The organism is Pseudomonas sp. ASL7 (assembly GCF_056680375.1).
The window spans coordinates 5,214,663-5,239,022 of sequence record NZ_CM155279.1 but is presented as its reverse complement, the minus strand read 5'-3'; the positions used below and the strand labels follow the sequence as shown (position 1 = coordinate 5,239,022).

Annotated in this window: 18 protein-coding genes; 2 read left to right on the top strand and 16 right to left on the bottom strand. The window is 59.1% G+C overall.

Annotated elements, in window-relative coordinates; genetic code table 11:
* Positions 1-98: 98 nt before the first annotated feature.
* Positions 99-1,901: a lipid A export permease/ATP-binding protein MsbA gene (gene msbA, locus AC1MDT_RS24230; RefSeq protein ID WP_480419294.1), complete on the bottom strand. Its 1,803-nt coding sequence runs from the start codon at positions 1,899-1,901 to the stop codon at positions 99-101.
* A gap of 155 nt (positions 1,902-2,056) precedes the next feature.
* Here msbA and AC1MDT_RS24225 point away from each other — a divergent pair, with 155 nt between their 5' ends.
* Together AC1MDT_RS24225 and AC1MDT_RS24220 are read left to right on the top strand one after the other, a co-directional pair.
* Positions 2,057-3,919, top strand: a complete 1,863-nt coding sequence (locus tag AC1MDT_RS24225) for an O-antigen ligase family protein (RefSeq protein ID WP_480419293.1) — start codon at positions 2,057-2,059, stop codon at positions 3,917-3,919.
* Complete coding sequence (locus tag AC1MDT_RS24220; protein WP_480419292.1) at positions 3,919-5,142, top strand: acyltransferase family protein; 1,224 nt, start codon at positions 3,919-3,921, stop codon at positions 5,140-5,142. The genes AC1MDT_RS24225 and AC1MDT_RS24220 overlap by 1 nt, the downstream gene beginning before the upstream one ends.
* Positions 5,143-5,239: 97 nt before the next feature.
* Here AC1MDT_RS24220 and AC1MDT_RS24215 read toward each other — a convergent pair whose 3' ends face one another.
* The 15 genes from AC1MDT_RS24215 to glnE form a co-directional block, all read right to left on the bottom strand.
* Complete coding sequence (locus AC1MDT_RS24215; protein ID WP_480419291.1) at positions 5,240-6,124, bottom strand: glycosyltransferase; 885 nt, start codon at positions 6,122-6,124, stop codon at positions 5,240-5,242.
* Positions 6,121-7,275 (bottom strand): glycosyltransferase family 4 protein, encoded by a 1,155-nt coding sequence (locus AC1MDT_RS24210; RefSeq protein WP_414906018.1) that lies wholly within the window; start codon positions 7,273-7,275, stop codon positions 6,121-6,123. Before AC1MDT_RS24210 ends, AC1MDT_RS24215 begins: the two co-directional genes overlap by 4 nt.
* Positions 7,272-8,156, bottom strand: a complete 885-nt coding sequence (locus tag AC1MDT_RS24205; protein WP_480419290.1) for a DUF6625 family protein — start codon at positions 8,154-8,156, stop codon at positions 7,272-7,274. The genes AC1MDT_RS24210 and AC1MDT_RS24205 overlap by 4 nt, the downstream gene beginning before the upstream one ends.
* 54 nt (positions 8,157-8,210) lie before the next feature.
* Positions 8,211-9,644 carry a PIG-L deacetylase family protein gene (locus tag AC1MDT_RS24200; protein WP_480419288.1) on the bottom strand — a complete coding sequence of 478 codons (1,434 nt, stop codon included), beginning with the start codon at positions 9,642-9,644 and terminating at the stop codon, positions 8,211-8,213.
* An 8-nt stretch (positions 9,645-9,652) separates the two neighbouring features.
* The gene (locus AC1MDT_RS24195) at positions 9,653-10,549 is read right to left on the bottom strand and encodes an antimicrobial resistance protein Mig-14 (protein ID WP_480419286.1); all 897 of its coding nucleotides are present in this window, start codon (positions 10,547-10,549) and stop codon (positions 9,653-9,655) included.
* Positions 10,549-11,679 carry a glycosyltransferase gene (locus AC1MDT_RS24190; protein ID WP_480419284.1) on the bottom strand — a complete coding sequence of 377 codons (1,131 nt, stop codon included), beginning with the start codon at positions 11,677-11,679 and terminating at the stop codon, positions 10,549-10,551. The genes AC1MDT_RS24195 and AC1MDT_RS24190 overlap by 1 nt, the downstream gene beginning before the upstream one ends.
* Complete coding sequence (locus AC1MDT_RS24185) at positions 11,663-13,420, bottom strand: carbamoyltransferase family protein (RefSeq protein WP_480419283.1); 1,758 nt, start codon at positions 13,418-13,420, stop codon at positions 11,663-11,665. Before AC1MDT_RS24185 ends, AC1MDT_RS24190 begins: the two co-directional genes overlap by 17 nt.
* Before the next feature lie 187 nt (positions 13,421-13,607).
* Positions 13,608-13,931, bottom strand: a complete 324-nt coding sequence (locus tag AC1MDT_RS24180) for a YceK/YidQ family lipoprotein (protein WP_480419282.1) — start codon at positions 13,929-13,931, stop codon at positions 13,608-13,610.
* Between the two features lie 211 nt (positions 13,932-14,142).
* On the bottom strand, positions 14,143-15,594 hold the full coding sequence (locus tag AC1MDT_RS24175; protein WP_480419281.1) for a lipopolysaccharide kinase InaA family protein: 1,452 nt from the start codon (positions 15,592-15,594) through the stop codon (positions 14,143-14,145).
* Between the two features lie 49 nt (positions 15,595-15,643).
* The gene (locus tag AC1MDT_RS24170; protein ID WP_480419280.1) at positions 15,644-16,378 is read right to left on the bottom strand and encodes a lipopolysaccharide kinase InaA family protein; all 735 of its coding nucleotides are present in this window, start codon (positions 16,376-16,378) and stop codon (positions 15,644-15,646) included.
* On the bottom strand, positions 16,378-17,184 hold the full coding sequence (gene rfaP / locus AC1MDT_RS24165) for a lipopolysaccharide core heptose(I) kinase RfaP (protein WP_414906009.1): 807 nt from the start codon (positions 17,182-17,184) through the stop codon (positions 16,378-16,380). The genes AC1MDT_RS24170 and rfaP overlap by 1 nt, the downstream gene beginning before the upstream one ends.
* On the bottom strand, positions 17,181-18,305 hold the full coding sequence (locus AC1MDT_RS24160; RefSeq protein ID WP_480419279.1) for a glycosyltransferase family 4 protein: 1,125 nt from the start codon (positions 18,303-18,305) through the stop codon (positions 17,181-17,183). The genes rfaP and AC1MDT_RS24160 overlap by 4 nt, the downstream gene beginning before the upstream one ends.
* Positions 18,305-19,366 carry a lipopolysaccharide heptosyltransferase I gene (gene waaC, locus AC1MDT_RS24155; protein WP_480419277.1) on the bottom strand — a complete coding sequence of 354 codons (1,062 nt, stop codon included), beginning with the start codon at positions 19,364-19,366 and terminating at the stop codon, positions 18,305-18,307. The genes AC1MDT_RS24160 and waaC overlap by 1 nt, the downstream gene beginning before the upstream one ends.
* Position 19,367: 1 nt before the next feature.
* Entirely contained in the window at positions 19,368-20,402 is a 1,035-nt protein-coding gene (gene waaF / locus AC1MDT_RS24150; RefSeq protein WP_480419275.1) for a lipopolysaccharide heptosyltransferase II, read from the bottom strand.
* An 816-nt stretch (positions 20,403-21,218) separates the two neighbouring features.
* Entirely contained in the window at positions 21,219-24,158 is a 2,940-nt protein-coding gene (gene glnE / locus AC1MDT_RS24145; RefSeq protein ID WP_480419274.1) for a bifunctional [glutamate--ammonia ligase]-adenylyl-L-tyrosine phosphorylase/[glutamate--ammonia-ligase] adenylyltransferase, read from the bottom strand.
* Positions 24,159-24,360 lie beyond the last annotated feature (202 nt).

Sequence of the window (24,360 nt, the reverse complement as noted above, 5' to 3'; positions counted from 1 at the left end):
TTTAACAAGCCTAGTCCGGATTTTTATTCAGGTTTGGTCAAGAACGTAAGTATTTTGATACAAGGAACCGGGCGCGTTGCACGCCCGGTGAATAAAGGTCAGGCGATGTCTTGCGCCGGGGTGTCGAGACCCATGGCATTCAGTCGGGCGTAGTAGCCGTTCTGCGCCAGGAGTTCAGCGTGGGTGCCACGCTCCACGATCCGGCCCTGGTCCATGACCAGAATCAGGTCCGCCTTCTCGATGGTCGACAACCGGTGAGCGATCACCAGGGTCGTCCGGCCTTTCATGACCTGATCCAGTGCTGCCTGAATATGCCGCTCCGATTCGGTATCGAGGGCCGAAGTGGCCTCGTCGAGAATCAGCAACGGCGCATTCTTCAACAGTGCCCGGGCAATCGCCAGACGCTGACGCTGGCCACCGGAAAGCAATACGCCGTTCTCGCCGACCTGGGTGTCAAGGCCTTCGGGCAATTGCGCGATGAAGTCCATTGCGTAGGCATCTTTCGCGGCCTTCTCGATGTCCGCACGAGGCGCGCCGGCCAGATCGCCATAGGCAATGTTGTTGGCCACGGTGTCACTGAAAAGCGTCACATGCTGGGTCACCTGGGCAATGTGCTTGCGCAGGTTAAGTAGTTTGTACTGCTCCACTTCGACGCCATCGATCAGGATCTCGCCCTTGTCATGGTGATAGAAACGCGGAATCAGGTTGGCCAGGGTCGACTTGCCACTGCCCGAACGTCCCACCAGCGCCACCATTTGCCCAGGCTCGACCGAGAAGCTGATGTCATCGAGCACCTGGCGCTCTGTATCAGGGTAAGTAAAGCTAAGATGACGCACGTCCAGGCGCCCGCTGACAACATCGCGCTCAACGGTGCCAGTATCGACTTCAGGCGTGACGTCCAGCTGTTCGAAGATACTCTCGGCACCGGCCACACCTTTCTGGATGGTCGAGCTGACTTCGGACAATTGACGGATCGGCTTGGGCAGTAAACCGGCCAGCGTGATATAGGCAATCATGTCCCCGGCGGACGCATCACCACGCAGGAACAGCACCAGGAACATCAACACGGCCATGGCGGTGTAGATCACCAGTTGCAGCAGCGGTGTATAGATTGCACCCGTGCGGGTCATGCGCAGTTGCTTGTCGGTGTTGCCCTGGCTCGCATGAAAGAAGCGTTTCTCTTCGTAGACTTCGCCGCCGAAACTGCGAACCACGCGATAGCCCTGAATGGTTTCAGAAGCGACATGCGTCACGTCGCCCATGGCCACCTGGATTTTTTTGCTCTGCTTGCGGAATTTCTTGCTCGCGGTACGCACCATGATTGCGATCAGCGGCAGGATGGCGATCATGACCAGCGTCAAGCGCCAGTTCATGAACAGCAGCGAGGCGAACAGGAAGATCACCGTCATGCCTTCACGAATTACGACCTTGATCGCATCCGTGGCCGCCCCCGTGACCATGGTCACGTTGAAGGTGATACGAGAAATCAGGTGACCCGAGTTATGCTTGTCGAAGTACCGGTTAGGCAATACCAGCAGGTTGTTGAACAACTGAACCCGCAAGTCATGGACGAGCCCAAGGGAAACCTTGGCCAGAAAGTAGTTGCCCAGATAAGATCCCAGCCCCTGCCATGCAGCGATCAGAACGATCAGCAACGGCACAGCCTGCAGCAATGCCAGGTCACGCAGGTAAGGCACGCTTGGAAACAGCACGGCCTCAGGGTTGGAAAGGCCGTCGACGAAGTACTTGAGAATGTAGCCCAGCATGGGTTGCGTCGAAGCGAAAATCAGGAAACCGACAATGCTGATCAGGAATAGACTGATGTAGGGCCGGACATAGCCGAGCAGGCGGAAGTAGATTTTCAAGCTCGATGGGCTTGCGGAGAGACTGGAGTCGGTCATATCACGCGAATGTCGATAAAAAGGACGCAGACTTTAGCACAGCTTCTCCGGGGTTCTGGCAATCGCATGAGGGCACATAGTGTGACGCATGAGAACATACATCAAATGGCCACCACCCTCAGATGGTCGTTTAACTCAGGAATGAATCACTCAGCATGCAATTAAACGGTTTGAACAACACATCCAATCGAGTCTTCGATTTCATTTGCCTGTGGATCCTTCCGCTCGGTTACTTATTGCTGCTGAGTGCACTTTTTTTTCTGCCGGGCCGAAGTCAGCACCACAAACTTTATTACGGTTTATTCAGCATTCCTGCGCTGATAGCACTATGCCTGCGACCGCAGATGATAAAGGAGTTGCTACGCGAGCCCATCATCATTGCGGCATTACTGTTCGTGGCGTGGGCCCTGCTCAGCCTGTGCTGGGGCCCTCCTGATGACGACATCGCCGGCGAGTTCAAACCACCGCTGCATACCCTTTTTCTGTTCGTCGGCAGCTACCTGCTGGTGCGCTATCGCAGCGAGATCATCCAGCCTCTGCTGTTCTGCGCAGCGATGGTGGCGTTGGTTGCCTCGGTCTATAACCTGTACATGTTTTCCCGCATCTACGAACCGGGCCTGCGCCTGATCGGAGGTGGAGCCTTTGACAATCCGCTGCTTAGCTCCCACGTCTTCGGCTTTTTCTGCGCCTATTGGCTCAGCGTGAGCATGACCTGCAAGCGTCGGAAGATACTTTGGCTAAGTATCCCGGCAATGGCGGTCATGTTCGCCGCCGTGATTGCTACCGGTTCCAGGACCCCGCTGGTTGCACTGACGCTGGCGGCGCTCTGGCTGAGCTTCATTTGCTGGAATCGACGCTCCGTTGTTTTGCTTGGCACACTGCTCACCACGGGTGCAGCCGTTGCCGTGGTGTTTTCGCAGATGATCAATGGACGGGGCGATTCCTATCGCTTCGAGATTTGGCAGTTGGCCCTGCAGAAGATTGCCCATCATCCGTGGATAGGTCATGGCTTCAACGCCGACCTGACCATCGATCCCGGCATGGGCGTCATCCTGCAGGAGCCCCATAGTTTCGCCCTGGGAGTGCTCTATTACGTCGGCATTGTCGGTTTCTTGCCATGGCTGTTCATCCAGGTCGTCGGTTTGCTGAGCAGTTGGCGCTATCGGCTTCAACCGCTGTTTATCATCGCTTCAACCTGGCTGGCCTTCGGTATCGGTGCAGGCCTGACCGAAGGTGGGGGGATTATTTCCCGACCAAAAGAGCACTGGTTTCTGCTGTGGATTCCTCTGGCACTGATTGCCGCATTGAGCATCAACCAGCGAGCCAGGCGCTTGCTGGCCGTGCCGATCAAAACGGCGACGCCAAGCGCTCTGCAGCAGCTCACTGCCAACGCCCAAATCATCGAAGAAGATGGTCTGGGCCCGAAGGTCCTGCGCCTGATCGACGGCAGTTTCCTCAAGCTGTTCCGCCGCCGTCGCTGGTACACCTCGGGAAGTTTCAACCCGTACTCCGAACGCTTTGCCATCAATAGTGTTCAACTGCGCAACATGGGCATTCCTACACCGCCAATCCTCGACCTGTACCGGCTCGAAGACGGCAGTACCGCCGTGCATTACTCACCCTTGTCAGGGCACACGCTGCGCCAGGTCCTGCAAGGTATTACCGCCCCGGCGGTACGTCAGGCATTGGTGGAACGTTTCGGCAAATTCATGGCGCAGTTGCATGAGCAGGGTGTCTATTTCCGCTCCCTCCACTTGGGCAACGTGTTGGTACTGGAAGATGGTGAGTTCGGCCTGATCGACCTGGCCGATATGCGCATTTACCCTTCTTCATTGAGCTCTTCCCTGCGCCAGCGCAATCTGCGTCATATGCAGCGTTACACCGTCGATCGTCGCTGGCTGTTCGAGGATCATTTCGAAGCATTACTCAAGGGGTATGCTGCGAAGGCATCGAAATCCGACGTGAAAAATCTGCAGAGGCAAGTGCTGACGGGCAGCTCCCCGGCCCGGGTTCACTGATGAATGAAACGAACCCGATCATTGCGATAGCGGCCTACCTGCTCGCGATCGTGACCGCCGCCCTTGTGCTGAGCACCGTTCCGAAAATCGCCGGTCATCTGGAGCAGGCCGGCAACCGCCGCTTTGCCAGCATTGATGGCCTGCGCGGATACCTGGCGTTCGGTGTATTCGTTCACCACTCCATCATTACCTGGATATTTCTAAGCACGGGCAAAATAGATTATCCGCCAAGCAATTTCTACTCACAGCTTGGCCAGGGCAGCGTCGCACTGTTTTTTATGATCACCGGATTTCTGTTCTGGGACCGATTGCTCACCCAAGGGCGGCAACATGACTGGCTGGCCTTTGCGGTATCGCGACTATTTCGTCTCTACCCGCTTTACCTGCCATTGATGACGATCGTCTTTGTAACGGTGTTATATCTGCAGAACTGGGAACTCAAGGACCCTGGCATCAAGTTCATTGGCCAGATTTTTTCCTGGCTGAGCTTCGATCGACCGAATATCAATCAGTACCCCCGAACCGGGTTGCTGATCTCCAATGTCACCTGGACCCTGGCTTACGAAATATTCTTTTACCTGGCCCTGCCACTGGCTGCCTTGATGTTCATCTATCGCGGCAGCTGGCTGCAAACGGTGCTGTGCCTGATCGGTATTTACACCCTTTACCAGGTGGTCGGCTGGGAGCACTCACTGAAAAAACATATCCTGGCCAGCTTCCTCGGCGGCATTGCAGCCGCCTACTGGATTCGCCGGCCACAGTTGGTAGCCTGGAGCAAGACACCTCTGGCGGGGGGGATTGCCTTACTGGCAGTGGCAATTGCATTTACGGCATTCGACCACGCCTTCAGCCTGGGACCGTTGCTACTGATTTCGGTGTGCTTCGTCATCGTAGCCTCTGGAAACTCCCTGTTTGGAGCTCTTGGACTACGCAGCATCCGCTGGCTCGGAGAGATCAGCTACAGCACTTACCTGCTGCACGGTTTCGTAATCTGGGTACTGGTGCAGCAACTGCCGCGGATGCTTCATCTGGACGCCCGGGAAAGCTGGATATTCCTGCCGCTGCTCGCCCTGAGCACCTGCCTGCTGATCATCATCAGCAGCATGACCTATCTGTACATCGAGAAGCCGGGCATCAATGCGGGCAAGAAAACCCTGCACTGGCTACGTCAGAACAGGAACGGCCAGATAAAACTATCGCAGAAGGTCGTTCAACCACTCTGAACCCTTACTGTGGCTGCCGCTGACGGACATAAGCCAGGAACCCTTCGATATCATCGCTGCAGAGCGTGCCCCGATAACGCTGAATCCAACCCAACGCTCAGTCTTTTTCCAACGGTGAAAAAAACAATCGCCCCAGGCCACGCCAGGTCTTTTTGTTCCACGACTTGAACGGAATCTGCGCCAGCAGTTCGCGCGCCAGCTTGCGGTCTCGATTGGCAGTCTTGAGAAACATCGAGTTGAGGAACTTGTAGCGCACCTCGTCGTACAACGGATGCTCGCTGAACAGCGCGTAGGAACGCAGGATGTTGTCGACCATGAAGCGGTGGTTCTTGTAAGAGTTGGTGGCGTGCTTGCGATAGCGCGCCATCACCACATTCAGACCATCGATAAAGTAACCGGCGTGAGTCACTTTCAGTTCAATCAGCAAGTCCTCCAGACGAATATTCGGGTCGAACCCGCCCACCTTTTCCAGCGCTTCGCGACGAATCATCAAGGTCGGCGCCGGCGGATAGGGCTTGCGCTCCAGGAACATATCATCGAAGTCCAGTCGGCGGAACGGCACCTCGCGGCGCTGACGCTTTTCCGGATAAAGGTTTCCGTCGGCGTCGATCAGCTCGATGTTGCCGGCACAAATCCCGACTTCGGGTTTGCCGTCCATGTACGCGACCTGGGTGGCAATGCGCTCCGGCAGCATGATGTCATCGGAACCGAACGGTACGATCAGGCTGCCCTTGGCGCGAGCAATCGCGCCGTTGAGCGTGTTGGTCAGCCCCTGATTCTTCTGGACGCGAAAATCGAAACCGTGCCGGGCCTGCAAGACGTTGATCCGCTCGACACTGTCATCGGTCGAACCGTCATCGACTACCAGCAACTCGATGTGCTGATAGGTCTGGTTGAGGACGCTGAGAATGCTTTCCTCGATATAACGACCGTGGTTATACGACGCAATAATGACCGTTACGAGAGGTTGCGCATCGCTCATGGTTGTTCCTTGCGGGCTTGTTCCAAGCCGGAGTCAATCAGGTCCAGGTACTCCTGCCGGAACACCTCGATGTCGTGTTGTTGCTGGAGATAGCAGTAGGCCTGTTCGCCTTTGGCCTTGAGCTCGTCGTCCGAAAGGCCGAGGTAATTATCCAGCGCCGCGACCAGGGTTGGCACATCGGCAGGGGTAATTGCCAGACCTCCTGCGCCCTGGATCAACGGCAGCATGGCCGGCACGTTCGACGCGATGACAGGCAGATGGCCGCTCATGCCTTCAAGCAGCGCCAGCCCCAGGCCTTCGGCCAGCGATGGCATGGTCCAGATGTCGAACGCGCGAACGTACTGCAAGGCGTTTTCCTTAAACCCGAGCAAATGTGCGCGCCCCTTCAGACCCAGGCGCTCAATCTCGGCGGCCAGGCGCGACTCTTCACGTCCGGCACCGATGATCGCCAATTGAGTATTGGGATACTTGTCTTTAAGGGCAGCAAACGCCTGCAACAAATAGGTGTGCCCCTTGACCGGCACCAACCGGCCCAAGGCGCCGATCAACCGCACCGACGGATCAATGCCGAGCATTTCGCGAGCGCGCTCGCGGCTGTGCTGCAAGCCTTCAGCCTGCTCGATATCGATGGCGTTGGTGATGGCGTAAGTGTTCTGGTCAGTGAAACCGCAGTCGCAGTCCAGCAGGTACTGTTTGACTGCCGGCGACACACCGACAAAGCGCCAGTGACGATCGATCAGGCGCTGGGTCTGGCGGCGTCGGTAAAACCGGTCGTACTCGCCAAATCCGTGGGAAATGCCAATACACAACGGTACTTTCAACCAGCGATTGAGCATCAGCATCATGTTCACCGGTTTAAAGCGGTTACAGATCACCACCTCGAACTTTTCTTTACGGCAGAACTGATACAGCCGCCACATGGCCCGCAGGCGCATGCCCTTGAGGGCCTTGTCGGAAAATTCGAAATACACCGAGCGATCGGCACGGCTCACCGCGTCGCCAGGCCCGGGCTTACCCCTCAAAAACGCCGCAGTCACTTCATAGCGATCGCCTGGCAGAGCCTTTACGATTTGCTCCGCGAGGTCAGCAAAATCATGGGCCTTGACGTTGTAGTCAGGCTGTAATTGCAGAACCTTTGACCGTTGACTCATAACGCTCCCCGGCGAAAACCAGCCGCATCGATGACCCAGTCAGGCTCGGCGGCGAGGCGCCGGACCTCCGCCGGGTCGGGTTGAGGCAACCGTGACCACTCGTTGCGCTTCCAGCAGACGAAGTGGAAATACGGAAACCGGCGATCGCCATCGCGATCATTGCTCAATTGGCCATCACGCCAACTCCATTTGAGCGGGAAAAACTCCGTGCCGTCATGCCACTTGATGCAACCACCCGGCGTACTGAATGCCTCGGTGAACTCGCTGCGTCGACGCAACGGGTTGAACTTGCCCACCAAATTGAACAAAGGCTCTGGAAAATTCTTGCGCCAGAGAAAGATTCGACTGAACGCGCCTTCGTCCAGCGCGTGATGCTTCTGATCGATGAATCGCGTTTTCCAATCCTTGATCTGCCTGAACAACTCACGCTTGCAGGCTGTGTTGCGGATCAGACACAGATGCCCGGCAACTCGCCGCTCGTGGGTGGAGAACAGGTCATAAGCGGCGAGGCGCTTGGGGGTGAAGTAACTGCGCAGATCACCATACACCAGATCAATATCGCCGAATCCCCAGAAATCATAGCCTTGCAGGCGGTCGGCATGGATATGCCCCAGCGCTGGCCTGATGTCGCACAGTTTGTAAGCCTCTTTCGGCGCAAAATCGATGTCCAGCCGCTGGGACACCACCCCACAATAATCGCTGAACATCATGCTTTCGACGGTGACGTTTGGCGGCAGATAATCGGGAACCCCGCAATCACTGAACAGCAGCCAGTCGATGTCGGCATTGCGACGGCAGCTCTCGAGAAAAAACGGCATCCAGAATGGCCAACGGCCGAAATAAGGCATTAGAAACAGGATACGCGGGCATGGGTTGATCACAGAAAAACTCACTGTCAATGCTGAATACGCCGTCAGATTAGGCCACGCGATACATCAACTCTGCTTCGCAGAAGTTTCACCATGCTTCAGGAGCCAGAACAACTCTTGGCGCCTGACCGCCTTGCGAAAAAACTCATTCTCTCCATAGATGGACTGCACTCTACTGGCCAAGAGACACTGCATCAACCGCCGCAATCGCCGCTTGAACGGTAACGGCGTTTGCAAGTCGTGCATCATCCCCAGCGCCATGGCTTTGTCACGCTGAATCCGCAGAGGCATTGCCAGGCTGCATGGCAGCATCGGCACCGAGGCGTCGAAGGCGGGTGGCAGCGCTATGCCATGGCCTGCATCGCCCATCGGCCAGCGATCGTTGTCGTGCAGATGGTTGGCGTAACCGAGCAATGTGGTCGGCTGCCACTCCAGGCCTCGCAACGCTTCAAGAACCGCCTCTTGCGCGCAAATGTGGTCAGGATGAGGATCAAGAGTCGGGTGCGGCAACACGATGACGTCAGGGCGCGCGCGTAGCAGCAACTCGCGCAGATCAGCCAGCAGATTGTTCCAGGTCGGCATACCGTCGACGTCGCCCGGCAGGGCAAAGGAATTCAACTGGCGGAACAGGCGGGTGTCGTTCAGATCCGCTTCCCGCGACCCCACGGGCTGAGTCGGCGCGGCCTGCATCGCCGCCAGTTGCAGACAGAAATAACCCAATTGCACACAATGGGCTTCGGGCACCCCGGCCCAGCGCGGCACTGCGATACTGTCCCAAGCCCGCAGTCGGCCCTTGAGGCGCGACGCTTCGACGGTGCTCAGTCCCATCCGCTGATAGTGTTCAGCTTCGATTTCGCCGGCCGTCAGGGTGACAATCCAGGCTTCGTCGGCCTGACTATACAGACCGTAGGCCGCCAACTCGGCATCGTCGGCATGGGGCGCGATGACCATCACCCGCTGACGCCGGTAATCCGGATGCTCGAACACCCACAGCACCGGCTCGCCGAGTAATCGGCAAAAACGCCCGCGCAGACGTAATTCACCTTTGGACAGCACCTGAGCCTGACCACTCAGGTTGAGGTAACGCAGGCCGTTTACGCCACGCTCGAGCGTTTGTCGGTCCGGGTTATCGCCACCTGACAACTCAACCACAGGGTCGATAAAGCGTCCCAGCCAAGTGCTTTTTATCCGTAGCGCCAGGACCAGCGTCGCGTCGTCGACCAGCATCACGCCCTCGTCCAGCCGCAAACGCTCACCCTCCAGGTAAACCTTGGGTTTTTGGGTATACGGTGGGAAGTTGTACTGATAATCGTCTTTCGGCGAATAAAACAAATGGTCGGCAAACCACGCCTCGTGGGCGACCCAACCGAGGACCGCGAGCAGCAACGGCAACCACCAGGCCACCAGCACGCCGCAGGCAATCAATAGCGCCAGCGCGATCAACAGACCGATGCGCTTGTTGCGTCGGTGGCGTTTGAGCAGGTGTTGTTTGCGACTCATGGGCTCACTCATACGGTGAAGACCGGTACAGGGTTGCACCAGCGTTCCTTGTATTCACGGTCGGCGCGCCCAAAGGAAAAGCGCAAGGGCTTGTCCAGCGCCCGGGCATGCTCCCAGGCGCTTTGGGTGTTTAGAAAACTCAGCACGCTGCCGGGACTGAACTCACGGGTTTCGGGATCGACGCCGCCATTGATGTACTCGACGCTGATCCACTGCGGTGTCTCGACTCGGTAGACCAGTTGAATCGCTATCGGCGCATCGTTGAGAAAAATCACCGAACCGATCAGCAACTCACGCAGCAACCCGATAACCTCGGCCATACGCTCGGCGCCTGTTGCCGGGAATCCCCAGCGACGCTGGAACAGATCGCAATAGATGGCCGCCAGCTCGACGCTGGAAAACTCGGCGACCGGCCGCGCCACGCCACCCGCCTCTTCCAGCAAGCGCAATTCGCGGCGCTGGTTGTAGCGAAACTTTTTCGACAGCTCTTCCGGTGTCCGCGCCATGGCCAACTGCTCGGCCTGCAACTTGAGGCCGCAAAAGCGCCCTTCATTCAGCACCGAGAGATAGCGCGCGCGATGACGCAACGGGGCTTGGGCATCGTCAGAGGCGGGCAGGATCAGCTCGGCATTACCCAGGTCAAACAAGCCTTTTTTACCGCTGCGCTTAAGCACGTCCTTGGACAAGGCGAGGTCTCGACCCCAGGTCGGAATCGCGGCTTTGACTTCGCCATTTTGCTCCCAGGCCAGATAACGCACCGGAATGCCGGCCAGCTGCGCCAGACGCTCGACCACCAATGGATGAGTCGCGACGCTGCCGCCATAACGCTGCCAGGCCTCGGCATAGGTCGGGGCATCGACTACCGCCCAGCCACGCTCACGCCAGCCTTGAAGTCGGTTGAGCATCAGCCCCTCGGCGCCAGTTCGGTAACCTGCGGCAAACGCCAGAACGCGTCGCGTACCGCGAGGTCGGAGAAGCGCTCACGCAAGCGGTCAAGCATCAGCTCTGCACACTGGTGTCGTTGCTGCTCATCCATCGCGGCCAGATGTTGCAGCCCCTGAGCCAAGCGCTCGGCATCGCCCAGCGGAAACAAAATGCCCACACCTTCGACCACTTCCTTCGCACCGCCGCACGCGGTGGCGAGCAACGGCACGCCAGCGGCCATGGCCTCCAGCAGCACCATACCGAACGGTTCGTGATCGGAACTCAAGGCAAACACATCGAAGGCACGGAAATAACGCCGGGCTTCGGGCACCTGGCCGAGAAACAGCACGCGGTCGCCGACACCCAGCTCACGGGCGCGCGCCTTGAGCTCCGACTCCAGTCGACCCGTACCGAGAATCACCAATTGACTGTTGGACGGCAAGCCCGCCAATGCTGCGGCAAAACCCTCCAGCAGCGTGGCCTGATCCTTGTCCGGATGCAGCCGCCCGACATTGCCGACCACCCAGGCATCCATCGCCAAGCCGAGGGTTTCCCGAGCTTCGCGAGCGGACACCTGGCTGTCCTGCAAGGCTTGCACATCGATACGGTTATAGAGCGTCTGTATCCGTGCGGCCGGCCATTTCGGCAGGCAGCTGCGCATGTCGTCGCGCACGGCATCGGAGACCCCGAGCAGGCTCAGGCGCTTGCGGAAAATATGCGCAAAGAGTTTGCGCGTGCCTCTTTTGTAATCGCCAAACGCGTGGTGCACGCCAATCACTGGCAACGACGTGCCGAGCAAGGCGATGTAGATCGGCTTGAAACGATGGGCAATGCAGAAACTGAAGTTACGCGAAGCGGCGATCTTGCGCAGATCGCCAATGGCACCCAGCTTCAGGCCACGGATGGCCTTGGAGCTGTATTCCATGAACAGTACTTCATCGCTAGCGCAACCCGCGGCGACTTCGGCGTCGGCAACCCCGGTCAGGAAGACCGTGGTCACGCGGTAACCAGTCCCCGCGAACAGGCTGGCATACTGCCGGGCGCAGTCCAGAAACGGACCGTCATAGCCGTGACAGAACTGCAGCACATGGCGTTCAGCCGAGCGTGTCATATGCGTCCGCGCCCTCTTTGACCACCAGAATGTCTTCCATGATCAGGTACTGTAGATCGGAACCAAAGAACATGTTCAAGGCATCCGTCGGCGAACAGATCATCGGTTCGCCACGGCGGTTGAGCGAGGTGTTCAGCGACACACCGTTGCCGGTGAGTACTTCCAGCGCTTTCATCATGTCGTAGTAGCGCGGGTTGTATTCGCGCTTGAGCACCTGGGCCCGCGACGTGCCATCTTCGTGGACGACTTCCGGTACGCGGGTCTTCCATTCTTCCGCCACTTCAAACGTGAAGGTCATGAACGGCGCAGGGTGATCGATCTTGATCATCTGCGGTGCGACGGTGTCGAGCATCGAGGGGCAGAAAGGCCTCCAGCGCTCGCGGAACTTGATCTGATGGTTGATGCGGTCAGCCACGCCAGTGGCGCTTGGACAACCGATGATCGAGCGACCACCCAGTGCACGCGGACCGAACTCCATGCGGCCCTGGAACCAGGCCACCGGGTTGCCATCGACCATGATTTTGGCGATGTTTTCCGGCATGTTCTGGAGCTTGCGCCATACCGGTTTGCTCGGGTGACGGGCACACGCGGCCAGTACGTCTTCGTTGGTGTACGACGGGCCAAGGTAGACGTGTTCCATCTTCTCGACCGGTACGCCACGGGCGTGAGACACGTAAGCAGCAGCCCCCACCGCGGTGCCGGCATCGCCGGACGCTGGCTGGACGAACAATTCTTTGACGTCATCGCGGGCGATGATTTTCTGGTTCAGCTTGACGTTCAACGCACAGCCGCCGGCGAACGCCAGCTTGCCGGTTTCCTTGAGCACATCGCCCAGGTAGTGGTCGATCATCTGCAGCGAAATCTTTTCGAACAGTGCTTGCATGCTCGCGGCGTAGTGGATGTATGGCTCGTCGGCGATATCGCCTTCGCGCTTGGGACCCAGCCACTCGATCAGCTTCGGCGAGAAGTAGAAGCCCTTGCCCTTTTCTTTATAGCGACGCAGGCCGATGACGTTGGCGTAGTCGGTGTTGATCACCAGCTCGCCGTTTTCGAACGAGGCCAGGCGTGAGAAATCGTATTTGCTGGCGTCGCCATACGGCGCCATGCCCATGACCTTGAACTCACCGTCAAGCATCTCGAAACCGAGGAACTCGGTGATCGCGCCGTACAGGCCACCCAGGGAGTCCGGATCGAAGAATTCCTTGATCTTGTGGATTTTGCCGTTTTCGCCGTAACCGAAGAAGGTCGTGGCGTACTCACCTTTGCCATCGATCCCGAGGATTGCGGTTTTTTCTTTAAAGCCGGAGCAGTGGTAGGCGCTGGAGGCGTGGGCCAGGTGATGCTCGACCGGCTCGATCTTGATTTTCTTCGGATCGAAGCCCAGCTGCTCAAGGCACCAGACAATCTTGTTGCGATAGCGTTTGTAGCGACGGTTACCCATCAGGATCGCGTCGAGCGCGCGATCCGGGGCGTACCAGTAACGCTTGGCGTAGTGCCAGCGCGCCTTGCCGAACAGGCTGATCGGCGCGAACGGAATCGCTACCACGTCAACGTCGGACGGCTTGATGCCCGCCTGTTCGAGGCAGAACTTCGCCGATTCGTAAGGCATGCGGTTCTTTGCATGTTTATCGCGCACAAAGCGCTCTTCCTCAGCTGCCGCGACCAGCTTGCCGTCGATGTACAAAGCTGCGGAAGGATCATGGCTAAGGGCGCCGGACAGGCCAAGAATCGTCAATGCCACAGGGGTCTAGCCTCTTTAGTCTGCATGCAGGCGCAAGGCGCCTCAAAAATTAATGTGCCTCTCAAGGGGCGAGAGACAGCTAAAGGGCGGGATTATAGCGTAAACATGGCGGGAATGACCCTACGGTTATCAGCGCCGCCAAGATGGCATCCGCAGCGAAAGCGTTCACTGCGGCTCATCCACCGGCTCACTGCCAGTAAATCCGGAGGCTGCCATCGACGCCCTGCCGATAAATCGTGTACGGCAGGGCAACGGTGTCCAGAACGCCGGACAAGGTCATGTCCAGCAAGACGAATGGCACCAGAAACCCTGTGGCGTCCGGCGGCGCATTTAACAGACAAAAATCGTGGGCCAGACCGCTATAGACGCGAGGAATGGACTGACAGTAGGTTTTTTGTCGTCGCAGGGGCTGAGTGGCTGCCGTGTCATCCTGCAGCACCGTGGTGACGGTCCCGCAACCGGCCAGAACCAGTGAAAGAGCGCCTGATGCGACTGCCATTTTTATAGTCAAAATCTGCCCTCCGAGAACGTCAGGCAAACTAGCACCGTGGCAAATCAGGGCACAGTTCATGGGGGCTGCAGATTGTGTAGGACATTTCATAAGAACCTGTCCCTTAATCTCAGGGGGCTGTTCTGGCCCCATCGCGAGCAGGCTCGCTCCCACATTTAGATTTCTGTGCGACATAGATCCAATGTGGGAGCGAGCCGGCTCGCGAATGGATTCAGGCAGCGCTGGAGATGTCTTTGGGAAGACGCTGATCAATAACCTGATACAGCGCACTGTTTTCAGGCCAGTTACGCATGAACCGCGCCCGATCCCGCGCATACGCGGGGGCAAAACTGCCCGCCGAGCCATGCTGACACATCGAATCGAGATCGATCAGCGCCCAGCGATCGTCTTGCCAGAACAGATTGTGCCCCTTGAAATCCCCGTGACTGATCCGCTCGCGAATCAGTTCGGCAAACAAATGATCCAGCGCCAGCAGTTCAGCCTCGGGCGCCTCGCCGCTCTCAACATACGGTGCAAAACGCTCAATGATGTCAGGGCCGGGCAAGTACTCGGTCACCAGATACGCCTTACTGCGCAACCACAGAAAACGCTTTTCCAGCAGCGCCAGCGGCTTGGGCGTGGCAATGCCGAGGAACGCGAGGCGATTGCCTTCGCGCCACGAATGCCAGGCGCGGCTCGGGCGCCAGAAGCGTTTGAGCCAGTGGGCAAATCCTTTGATGTTGTAACGCTTGATCACCAGCGTCCGACCGGCCACCGCGACTTTTCCGACACTCGCAGCACCGCCGGTCTTGTACAAATGCCCCTGATCGAGCAAGGCATCCGCCTGCTCCAGCACCGGCAGCATCGCCGCCTCTTCCTCGCGACGTATCGCCCGCAAACCGAACGCCCCGCGCCGGACACTAAACAGCGTGCATTCGCGACCGACCTTGGCCAGGAAGTCCTTGAGACGCCAGCTACGAACTTTATTGATCTGCTTCTGCAACGCCTCCATGGGCAAGGCGTGTTCGCCATTGCTCAAGAGGTAATACACCAGCAATTCTTCGGTGAACGGCTCCAGCGACTTGGGCAACTGGGCGAAAAACACACCGAGGTTTTCCAGGACCTTGTGCCGCGATAGCGGCTGGCCCGGTGTTTCGGTCCGGATGCCGGCACCGTCGATCAAATACAGCCGGCCACCCTGGCGCAACAGGTTGTCCAGGTGCAGGTCTTCCTGCCACAGCCCTTTGCGGTGCAATTGACCAATCGCGCCCAGGGCATCGGCCAACACCGCCGTTTGCTCATCTGCCAGCATTGGCAAGTGCTCAACCTGTTTCCAGGCATCCCCCAGGCTGTCGGCGCCTTCAAGGAAATCGAACAGCAACCAGCCACCCTCGCCGTCCTTCAGGCCATCGGCCAACAGCTGCGGTGTGGTCAGGCCCTGATCGGCCAACAAACGCACACCGTCCCGCTCTCGCTGAAAATGCCGCGCCGCCTTGCTGCCAACCAACAACTTGGCCAACACCGGCCGGCCACGCCAGACACCGGCACCGACATAGCGTTGCCCCGGCAACACTCGCAGCAAGCTCAACAACTGCAACTCGGCGGGCCCGGCAGCATCGGCCAGCGAGACATTCAACGGCAGGTCGGGGCTGCGGCCAGCGCGTTTCAGTTCAGACAAACGCATCAGCTCGCCTCCTTGTGTAGCGCGCGCGTTTCAGCGACCAGAAAGCCAGTCATTCGCGCCCCTCGAAAAATCTCACCACGTGCCGGATCCGTTTTTTGTCAGCGGCATCGAGCCGTGTCCGTTGGCGGTATTGCAGATAAAAGCGCAGGCGCTGTGTGGCCGACAGGTGATATTTGGCCACCTTGTCGAGGCAGGCCAAGTCTTTGGTGATACGGTACTTGAGCCAAAAGCCGCGCCAGAAATCACCATTGGGGCAATCGATCAGGAACAGCCGAGCGTCGTCATCGACCAGCAGGTTGCGCCACTTCAAATCGTTATGAGTGAAACGGTTGTCGTGCATGGTCCGGGTGTAGCTGGCCAGCTGGCGACTGATAATATCGACCCAGACGCGGTCCGACAGCCTGGGATCATGCCGATTAGCGAGTACCGACAAATCCTCGGTGTTGGGCAGCTCGCGGGTGATCATCGCCCCGCGATTGTACGTTGCGCCGCGACGCTCCAGTCCCCAGGCCACCACTTCGGCGGTGGGAATGCCCCATTTGGCGAAGCGCTTGAGGTTCTGCCACTCCGCCTTTACCCGAGGCTTGCCCAAGTAACGACGCAGGCCTTTGCCAGCACCGACGTAGCGCTTAACGTAATAGTTGACGCCCTTGCGCTGGACACGGATGACCTCGGACAACGGGTCGAGGGTCAGGCGTTCGCCCTGAAGCGCAAACACCGCCTCAAGGCTGCCAAAATCTTCCGCCAAATCGCTGTAAGCAGGCTCCAGCTTCCAACCCGGCATCAGAGCGCATCCCCGTATCGCTGTTTACGGTCGTAGAGTTTGTTGGCTTTGCCTTCCAGCCAGGCGAGCAAAGGCGCTTCTTGGGCCAGAATCTGGCGCAGCGGCTGCTGAAAGTAGCCCTTGAGGAAGCGCAGTTTGTCGCGTCGGGTCAGACCGATGTCCAGCGCCGAAAAGTACAGCGCCGCCAGATCCTTGTTGCGCCAGCGCTGGGTGATCGCCGGGCGGGTCTGGGCGCGGTGCAGGTCGATCACCGAGAGTTTGAAATCTTCGGCCGTCACCGGTTTATCGGTGTGCAGCAGGAAGTGGCAGATGTAGCAGTCGCGGTGATTGACGCCGGCGCGGTGCATCATCCCGGTCATGCGCGCGACCTCTGCGATCAGTGCACGCTTGAGTTTTGGCTCCGGCGGCTGTTTGACCCAGTCAATGCTGAAATCTTCGAGGCTGACCGTCGGCGCCAATTCTTCAGTGACAATGAATGAATGTTGATCCGCCGGGTTGCTGCCCTTCTCGCCATAAGCGACGGCGGTCATGGTCGGCACACCGACAGCTTGCAGGCGCTGAATGGCCTTCCATTCCTGCCCCGCACCTAGCACCGGCAGTTTGGCCGTCAGGAGGTTTTTGAAAATCTCGCCCCAACCGATGCCACGGTGGATCTTCACGAAAAAACCATCGCCGTTCACTTCAGTGCGCAAGGTCCGACGCGCTTCCAACTCACGGTAAACCTCGCCCTGGAGGCTCTCGACTTCGGTGAACGCATCGCGTCCGGCCCAAAGGCTCTTGAACGGTTCAGCCAGCATCAACTTCATTGAGTGTGCTCCGCCAGAATCACATCGGCCGCGTGCTGCGGCATGCTATAGAGGTCGGCCGTCTCGGCGTAGGCCAGACCGTTGCGGCTCCAGGCCGCCCGCGCTTGAGCGTCGTTCAACATCCCGGTCAGGTATTGCGTCAGTTGCGCCTGGTCGAAGGGTTCGTCCAGCACCAGGCCGGCGTCGGCCTCGGCGATGTAATGGGCATAACCACAGACCGCGCTCACCAGCACCGGTAACCCGGCCACCAAGGCTTCGAGCAACACGGTCCCGGTGTTTTCGTTATACGCCGGGTGGATCAATAGATCGGCGCCAAGCAGGAAACGCGGGATATCGCTGCGGCCCTTGAGGAACGTCACGCTGTCGCCCAGCCCCAAGGTCGCGCTCTGCATCTGAAATATCTTGGGGTCATCCTGGCCAATTACAAACAGCCGGGTGCGCTTCTTCAGATCAGCGGGCAACGCGGCCAGCGCCTTGAGGCTGCGGTCCACGCCCTTGGTCTTGAACCCGGAGCCGATTTGCACCAGCAGCAGCTCATCATCTTTCAGGCTGAACTCGCGACGAAATTCGGCACGGATTTCGGCGGCATTGGCTGGCGCGCGGCGGTCCTGAGAAATGCCCGGCGGCAGCAAATGGAAACGCTCCAGCGGCGTGTCGTAATGCTTGATGAACAGCGGCTGCTGGACTTCGGAAATCATCAGCACTTCAGTCTTGGCGTCCTTGGCGAACACCGCGCGTTCGTACTCGGCAAAGTGCCGGTAGCGCCCCCAGCGACGGTACAGCGCATTGCGCAGGTTCTGCGCTTTGTCTTCGAAGCAGCCGTCGGCAGCGTAGTAAACGTCCAGCCCCGGCATTTTGTTGAAACCGATCAACCGGTCCACCGGACGCTTGGCCAGATCCGCTTCCATCCACGCGCTGAGTTTTTCGTTACGGCGATGGTTGAAGAACGCTTTGACGGGCGCCACCAGCACTTCAAAACCCGGCGGCACATCGCCTTCCCAAATCAGCGTGTACACGCGAATCTGATGGCCGCGCTGCTGACATTCCAGGGCGATGCGCATGAAGTCGCGTTGCAAGCCCCCGAATGGAAAGTACTTGTACAAGACGAATGCCAATTGCATCAGCGCAGCTCCTCAGCCAGTAACAACGTGCTCAGTCGGGTCGCGACACGCTCGGGATTCAGGCGCGTGAAGCACAGCGGCCACTCGCGCTTAAGGTCAAACCGCCGGGCATCATCGGCCGTCGGTTGGTAGGTGCATTTCTTTTGCAGGCACGGCGCGCAGGGAAAGTCACTGGCCATGTGAATCTGCGCCTTGCCGTAGGCGCCGGTCAGGCCCGGGTTGGTCGGGCCGAACAGCGACAGCGTCGGTACGTCCAGTGCCGCGGCGAGATGCCCAAGGCCGGTGTCCACCGCCACGCAGGCTTGTGCGCCAGCCAATACTTTTCCGACGCCGGCGAGGTTCAGCTTCGGCAGCACCTCGACATGTCGCATGCCTTTGGCAATGCGCTCGGCCCGGGCTTTTTCGACGGGATTGCCCCACGGCAACTTCACCGCGACGCCGAGGTAGCCGACGCGTTCGGCCAGTTCACGCCAGTAGGCTTCAGGCCAGTGCTTGGTGTCCCAGGTGGTGCCGTGGAGAAACACCACGTAAGGATTCTTGCGCGGCAATTCCACCAGTCGCTCGACGCTCAGGCCATAGTCGCCCAAACCTTTTGGCAAGTCGTAACCCAGGGCCACGGCGAACAGCTGGCGCACCCGCTCAACCGCGTGCTGCCCACGGGCCACGGCCAGACGGCGCGAATAAAACCGTGCAGCTATCGGCTCACGCGCGGAGTTCTTGTCGAGCCCGGCCACCGGCGCTTTGACATAACGGGTCAGCAACGCGCTTTTCAGCAAGCCCTGGGCATCGATCACCAGATCATATTGAGCGGCGCGAACGCTCTGCTTGAAGCGCTTCCACTCACCACTCTTGATGGTCTGCCAGATGTGCTTGCGCCAGCGACGGATCGCCACCGGAATCACCTTGCCCACCGCCGGGTGCCAGGTCGGGATTTCGGCAAAGCCTTCTTCCACCACCCAGTCGAACTTGATGCCGGGGATAGCCCGTGCCGCGTCGGTCAGCGCCGGCAACGCATGAATCACGTCGCCCAGCGAAGAAGTCTTGATCAGCAGAACCCGCAAACTATTTGACCTCGACCACAGTGCCCTGCAAACGCTGCAAGGCTTCGTTCACCGCTTGCGGCATGAGCTGGCGCAGGCAGTTGTAATGACCGAAGCGGCACGTGCGGTCGAAGCACGGGCTACATTCGATGCCCAGTCGCACGATCTCGACGTGCTCGGCCAGTGGCGGGGTGAAGCCTGGCGAGGTCGAGCCGTAAACCGCCACCAACGGGCGATTCAACGCCGCCGCGACGTGCATCAAGCCAGAGTCATTGGACACCACCGAATCGGCGCAAGACATCAGATCGATGGCTTCAGCCAGGGAGGTGCCGCCGCTGAGGTTTACCGACTCTTCGCGCAAACCGGGAATCAGCCGCGAACGGATGTCTTCGCCGACGGCGTGATCGTTTTTCGAGCCAAACAGCCAGACTTGCCAGCCTTCGCGAATCCGCGCTTCGGCCACTTTGGCGTAGTGCTCGGATGGCCAGCGCTTGGACTCGCCGAACTCGGCACCGGGGCACAGCGCCAACACCGGGCGGTCGAGGGCCAGACCGAACTTGGCCAATGCTGCCTCGCGGGTGACCGGGTCGATTTGCAACGCCGGACGCGGGTAAGGGGTCGGCAGTTCAATGCCAGGCTCGTAAGCCAGGGCCATGAAGCGCTCGATCATCAGCGGGTAACGCTCTTTATCCAGCGTGCGCACGTCATTGAGCAGGCCGTAGCGGAACTCGCCACGCCAGCCTGTGCGTTTCGGGATGCCGGCAAAGAACGGCACCAGCGCCGACTTCAGGGAGTTGGGCAAAAGGATCGCCTGGTCGTACTGGCCAGCCAGGGATTTGCCGATGCGCCGACGCGTCGCCAGCTCCAAAACGCCATGGCCGAGCGGGAAGCTCAAGGCCTGGCGCACTTCGGGCATGCGCTCAAGAATCGGCCGGCTCCACTCGGGGGCCAGCACGTCGATTTCGCACTGCGGGTGGCGTTGCTTGAGACACTGAAAAAGTGTCTGCGCCATCACCATGTCACCGACCCAACTGGGCCCAACGATCAGAATTTTCATGTGGTTTCCAAAAACGAACCGGGGAGGCATACGCCTCCCCGCCTCGAGAATTCTACAAAACACTGCAGATCTACAGTGGGAGCGAGCCTGCTCGCGATTAGGCCATCACATACAACATTGATGCTGACTGACACTCCGCTATCGCGAGCAGGCTCGCTCCCACATTGGGTATTGGTGCACATCCCGTGCGGTGCAGCTTAGCTGCCTTCCCTCTGCAAAACACCGCAGATCTACTGTGGGAGCGAGCCTGCTCGCGATGAGGCCGTCACATACAACATTGATGCTGACTGACACTCCGCTATCGCGAGCAGGCTCGCTCCCACATTGGGTATTGGTGCACATCCCGTGCGGTGCAGCTTAGCTGCCTTCCCTCTGCAAAACACCGCAGATCTACTGTGGGAGCGAGCCTGCTCGCGATGAGGCCGTCACATACAACATTGATGCTGACTGACACTCCGCTATCGCGAGCAAGCTCGCTCCCACATTGGTATTGGTGCACATCCCGTGCGGTGCAGCTTAGCTGCCTTCCCTCTGCAAAACACCGCAGATCTACTGTGGGAGCGAGCCTGCTCGCGATGAGGCCGTCACATACAACATTGATGCTGACTGACACTCCGCTATCGCGAGCAGGCTCGCTCCCACATTGGGTATTGGTGCACATCCCGTGCGGTGCAGCTTAGCTGCCTTCCCTCTGCAAAACACCGCAGATCTACTGTGGGAGCGAGCCTGCTCGCGATGAGGCCGTCACATACAACATTGATGCTGACTGACACTCCGCTATCGCGAGCAAGCTCGCTCCTACAGGGGTATACGGTTTCAGTTCAATCCCAGCTCGCGCCAGATCCGCAATACCTGCCGCCGTTCGTCCGCGAACTGATCGCCCGGTATCACCCCGGCATCCTTCTGCAACGCTTGCCGGTGAGCGGCGGAGCGGTAGGCTTTATAGGCCTCGCGCAACAGAGCGGCGTCTTCGGCGGGCATCAGGTTTTCGTGCTCCAGCTCTTCCAGAATGCGGATATTGTCAGTCCAGCGCAGCAATGGCGGGTGTGTTTCGGACCACGCCAGGGCCGCGTATTGCACCATAAATTCAATATCGACGATACCTCCAGCGTCCTGCTTGAGATCGAATGGCGCCGTAGCCTCGAAAGCATTTGCCCCGGTGCCGGCCGAGGTGCTCTTGCTGCCCAGATTATCGCGCATCTTGGCGCGCATCTCGCTGACCTCCTGACGCAGGGTCGGCAGGTCCCGGTGCTTGCCCAGAATCGACGCGCGCACCTTCTCGAACGCCTGCCCGACATCCTGACTGCCCACCAGCACCCGCGCCCGCACCAGCGCCTGATGTTCCCAGGTCCAGGCTTCGTTTTCCTGGTATCGGGCAAACGCCCCCAGCGAACTCACCAACAAGCCCGACGCACCGGACGGTCGCAGGCGCATGTCCACTTCATACAGCTGGCCGGAGTTGGTCTGAGCGGTCAGCAAATGAATGATCCGCTGCCCGAGCCGGGTAAAGAATTGTGCGCCATCGATCGGCTTCGGTCCGTCGGTTTCTGCCTGGGGATCGCCATCGTGAATGAACACCAGATCCAGATCGGAACCATGCCCGAGTTCCAGGCCACCGACTTTCCCGTAACCGACAATAATAAAGCCGGGATCGCACAACGTGCCGTTGGTGCGCAGCGGCGTGCCGTATTTGGCCACGGTCTGGCGCCAGGCCAGGGCCAGCACTTGCTCGAGTATCGCTTCGGCAAGCCAGGTCAGGTAATCGCTGACTTTCATCAACGGCAGGCTGCCGGCGATTTCCGAGGCAGCGACTCGCAAGCGGTGCGCCAGTTTGAAATGCCGCAGCGCTTCCATTTGCTGTTCGAGGTCATCCTCGGGAATTCGCGTCAGGCGTTCGCGCAACTCGGCAGCCAGTTCCGGCGCCAGAGGCGGCTTGAACAGCCGGCCTTCGTTGAGCAATTCGTCGAGCAGTAACGGGAAACGGGTGATTTGTTCAGCGATCCACGGGCTCGCGGCGCACAAAGTCAGCAAGCGTCGCAGTGCGCCGGGGTTTTCCGTCAGCAACACCAGATAAGCCGAACGCCGGGCCACGGCTTCAACCAGTGGCAGCACCCGCTCCAGCACCAGATCCGGGTTGGCATGCTCGACAGCCTGAGCGAGCAAGCGCGGAATAAAGGCATCGAGGCGTTCACGCCCCAGGCGCTGCATAGCGCGAAGTTGCGGGCTGCTGCGCAAACCGGCCAACGTTTTCAAGGCCTTGGTAGCATCGGCGAAACCACCCTCTTCCAACTGACGGCAAGCGGCTTCTTCGTCCTGGGCCTCTTCCCACAGTGGTAGCCACTCACCGCCCACCACCACTTCGCTTTCAGCGCCTTCCTCTTCGTCGGGATCGGCGATCACCTGACCGAAGTGCCACGCCACACGATCGCGCCAGTACATAAGCCGCTCATGAAAAGCCGCCCAATCGTCAAATCCCAACATAAAGGCAATGCGCGCCTGATCCTGCGCGCCATCCGGCAGCATCTGGGTCTGGCGGTCGGCAATCGCCTGGATCGCGTGTTCGGTGTAGCGCAGGAATTCGTAGCCTTCGCGCAATTCGCTGATCACCGCTGGCGGCAGATACCCCTGACCTTCCAGCGTGCTCAGTACTTTTAATAACGGACGTTGCTGCAGGCTCAGGTCGCGACCACCATGGATCAGCTGGAACGCCTGGGCGATAAATTCCACTTCACGGATGCCGCCGGAGCCGAGCTTGATGTTGTCGGCCATGCCCTTGCGCCGGACTTCCTGCTGGATCAACTGCTTCATGGTGCGCAGCGCTTCGATCGCCGAGAAGTCCAGATAGCGTCGGTAAACGAACGGCCGCAGCATCTCTTGCAATTGCGCGCCCGCGACCTGATCGCCGGCCACCACCCGCGACTTGATCATCGCGTAGCGCTCCCAGTCACGACCCTGGTCTTGGTAATACTGCTCCAGCGCGTTGAAACTCAGCACCAGTGCGCCGGCCGAACCGTAGGGGCGCAAACGCATGTCGACGCGGAACACGAAGCCATCGACCGTCATCGGGTCCAGGGCCTTGATCAGGCGCTGGCCGAGACGAATGAAGAACTCCTGGTTATCCAGCGAACGTTTCACGCCGACTGTTTCACCGCCCTCCGGGTAGGCGAAGATCAGGTCGATGTCGGACGACAAGTTCAACTCCACCGCGCCGAGCTTGCCCATCCCAAGGATGACCATCTGCTGTGGCTCGCCACTGCGACGACCGGTCGGCACGCCGAATTGCTGGCAATGCCGCGAGTACAACCACTGATAGGCCTGATCGATGCTGGCATCGGCCATGTCCGAGAGGTCGCGGCAGGTCTGCACCAGATCCGCCTGGCGGGTCAGATCGCGCCAGATGATCCGGACTTGATGGCGCGTGCGCTGGCGGCGCAGGGCACGACCGAGTCCATCCTCGGTGTCTGCCGCATTCACAGCTGCCGCGATCTGTGCGCACAACTCACCGGGCGCAAAGTTGCGATCCAGTTCACCGGACTGCACCAGCTCCAGCAACATCAATGGATCACGCACACTCTGTTCAACCACGAAGTCGCTGGCAGCGGTGACGCGGGCCCATTGCGCCCAGCGTTCAGGCGTCCACGCGGATAGATCATGTTCGTCGCCCAGTGCTGCGACGGCCGTGCGCAACGACTGCTCGGCGCGGGAGACAAACGGCAGGAGAGTGCCGGGCAGTTCGGCAAGCGAAGGGAGGCTCATGGTCTATCCTTGATCGGCGTGTAAGGGGCTGCATGTAGTGAATTCTGATAAAGCACTACCTGACGGACTGTCAAACAAAGGTTAGAAATAGCTGAGATTTCTGTATTTTTGGCAGTCAGCATCAAGCCTTCACCTTTTCTGGTTGGCAAAAGACCAACCTTAACGATTATTCTCACAACACAGCCGGAGGCCACAAGCCGCT

Bases quoted from the DNA above. Each gene is read 5' to 3' on its own strand.
- msbA (WP_480419294.1), bottom strand. From the start codon at position 1,901: ATGACCGACTCCAGTCTCTCCGCAAGCCCATCGAGCTTGAAAATCTAC.
- AC1MDT_RS24225 (WP_480419293.1), top strand. From the start codon at position 2,057: ATGCAATTAAACGGTTTGAACAACACATCCAATCGAGTCTTCGATTTC.
- AC1MDT_RS24220 (WP_480419292.1), top strand. From the start codon at position 3,919: ATGAATGAAACGAACCCGATCATTGCGATAGCGGCCTACCTGCTCGCG.
- AC1MDT_RS24215 (WP_480419291.1), bottom strand. From the start codon at position 6,124: ATGAGCGATGCGCAACCTCTCGTAACGGTCATTATTGCGTCGTATAAC.
- AC1MDT_RS24210 (WP_414906018.1), bottom strand. From the start codon at position 7,275: ATGAGTCAACGGTCAAAGGTTCTGCAATTACAGCCTGACTACAACGTC.
- AC1MDT_RS24200 (WP_480419288.1), bottom strand. From the start codon at position 9,644: ATGAGTCGCAAACAACACCTGCTCAAACGCCACCGACGCAACAAGCGC.
- AC1MDT_RS24195 (WP_480419286.1), bottom strand. From the start codon at position 10,549: ATGCTCAACCGACTTCAAGGCTGGCGTGAGCGTGGCTGGGCGGTAGTC.
- AC1MDT_RS24190 (WP_480419284.1), bottom strand. From the start codon at position 11,679: ATGACACGCTCGGCTGAACGCCATGTGCTGCAGTTCTGTCACGGCTAT.
- AC1MDT_RS24175 (WP_480419281.1), bottom strand. From the start codon at position 15,594: ATGCGTTTGTCTGAACTGAAACGCGCTGGCCGCAGCCCCGACCTGCCG.
- AC1MDT_RS24170 (WP_480419280.1), bottom strand. From the start codon at position 16,378: ATGCCGGGTTGGAAGCTGGAGCCTGCTTACAGCGATTTGGCGGAAGAT.
- rfaP (WP_414906009.1), bottom strand. From the start codon at position 17,184: ATGAAGTTGATGCTGGCTGAACCGTTCAAGAGCCTTTGGGCCGGACGC.
- AC1MDT_RS24160 (WP_480419279.1), bottom strand. From the start codon at position 18,305: ATGCAATTGGCATTCGTCTTGTACAAGTACTTTCCATTCGGGGGCTTG.
- waaF (WP_480419275.1), bottom strand. From the start codon at position 20,402: ATGAAAATTCTGATCGTTGGGCCCAGTTGGGTCGGTGACATGGTGATG.
- glnE (WP_480419274.1), bottom strand. From the start codon at position 24,158: ATGAGCCTCCCTTCGCTTGCCGAACTGCCCGGCACTCTCCTGCCGTTT.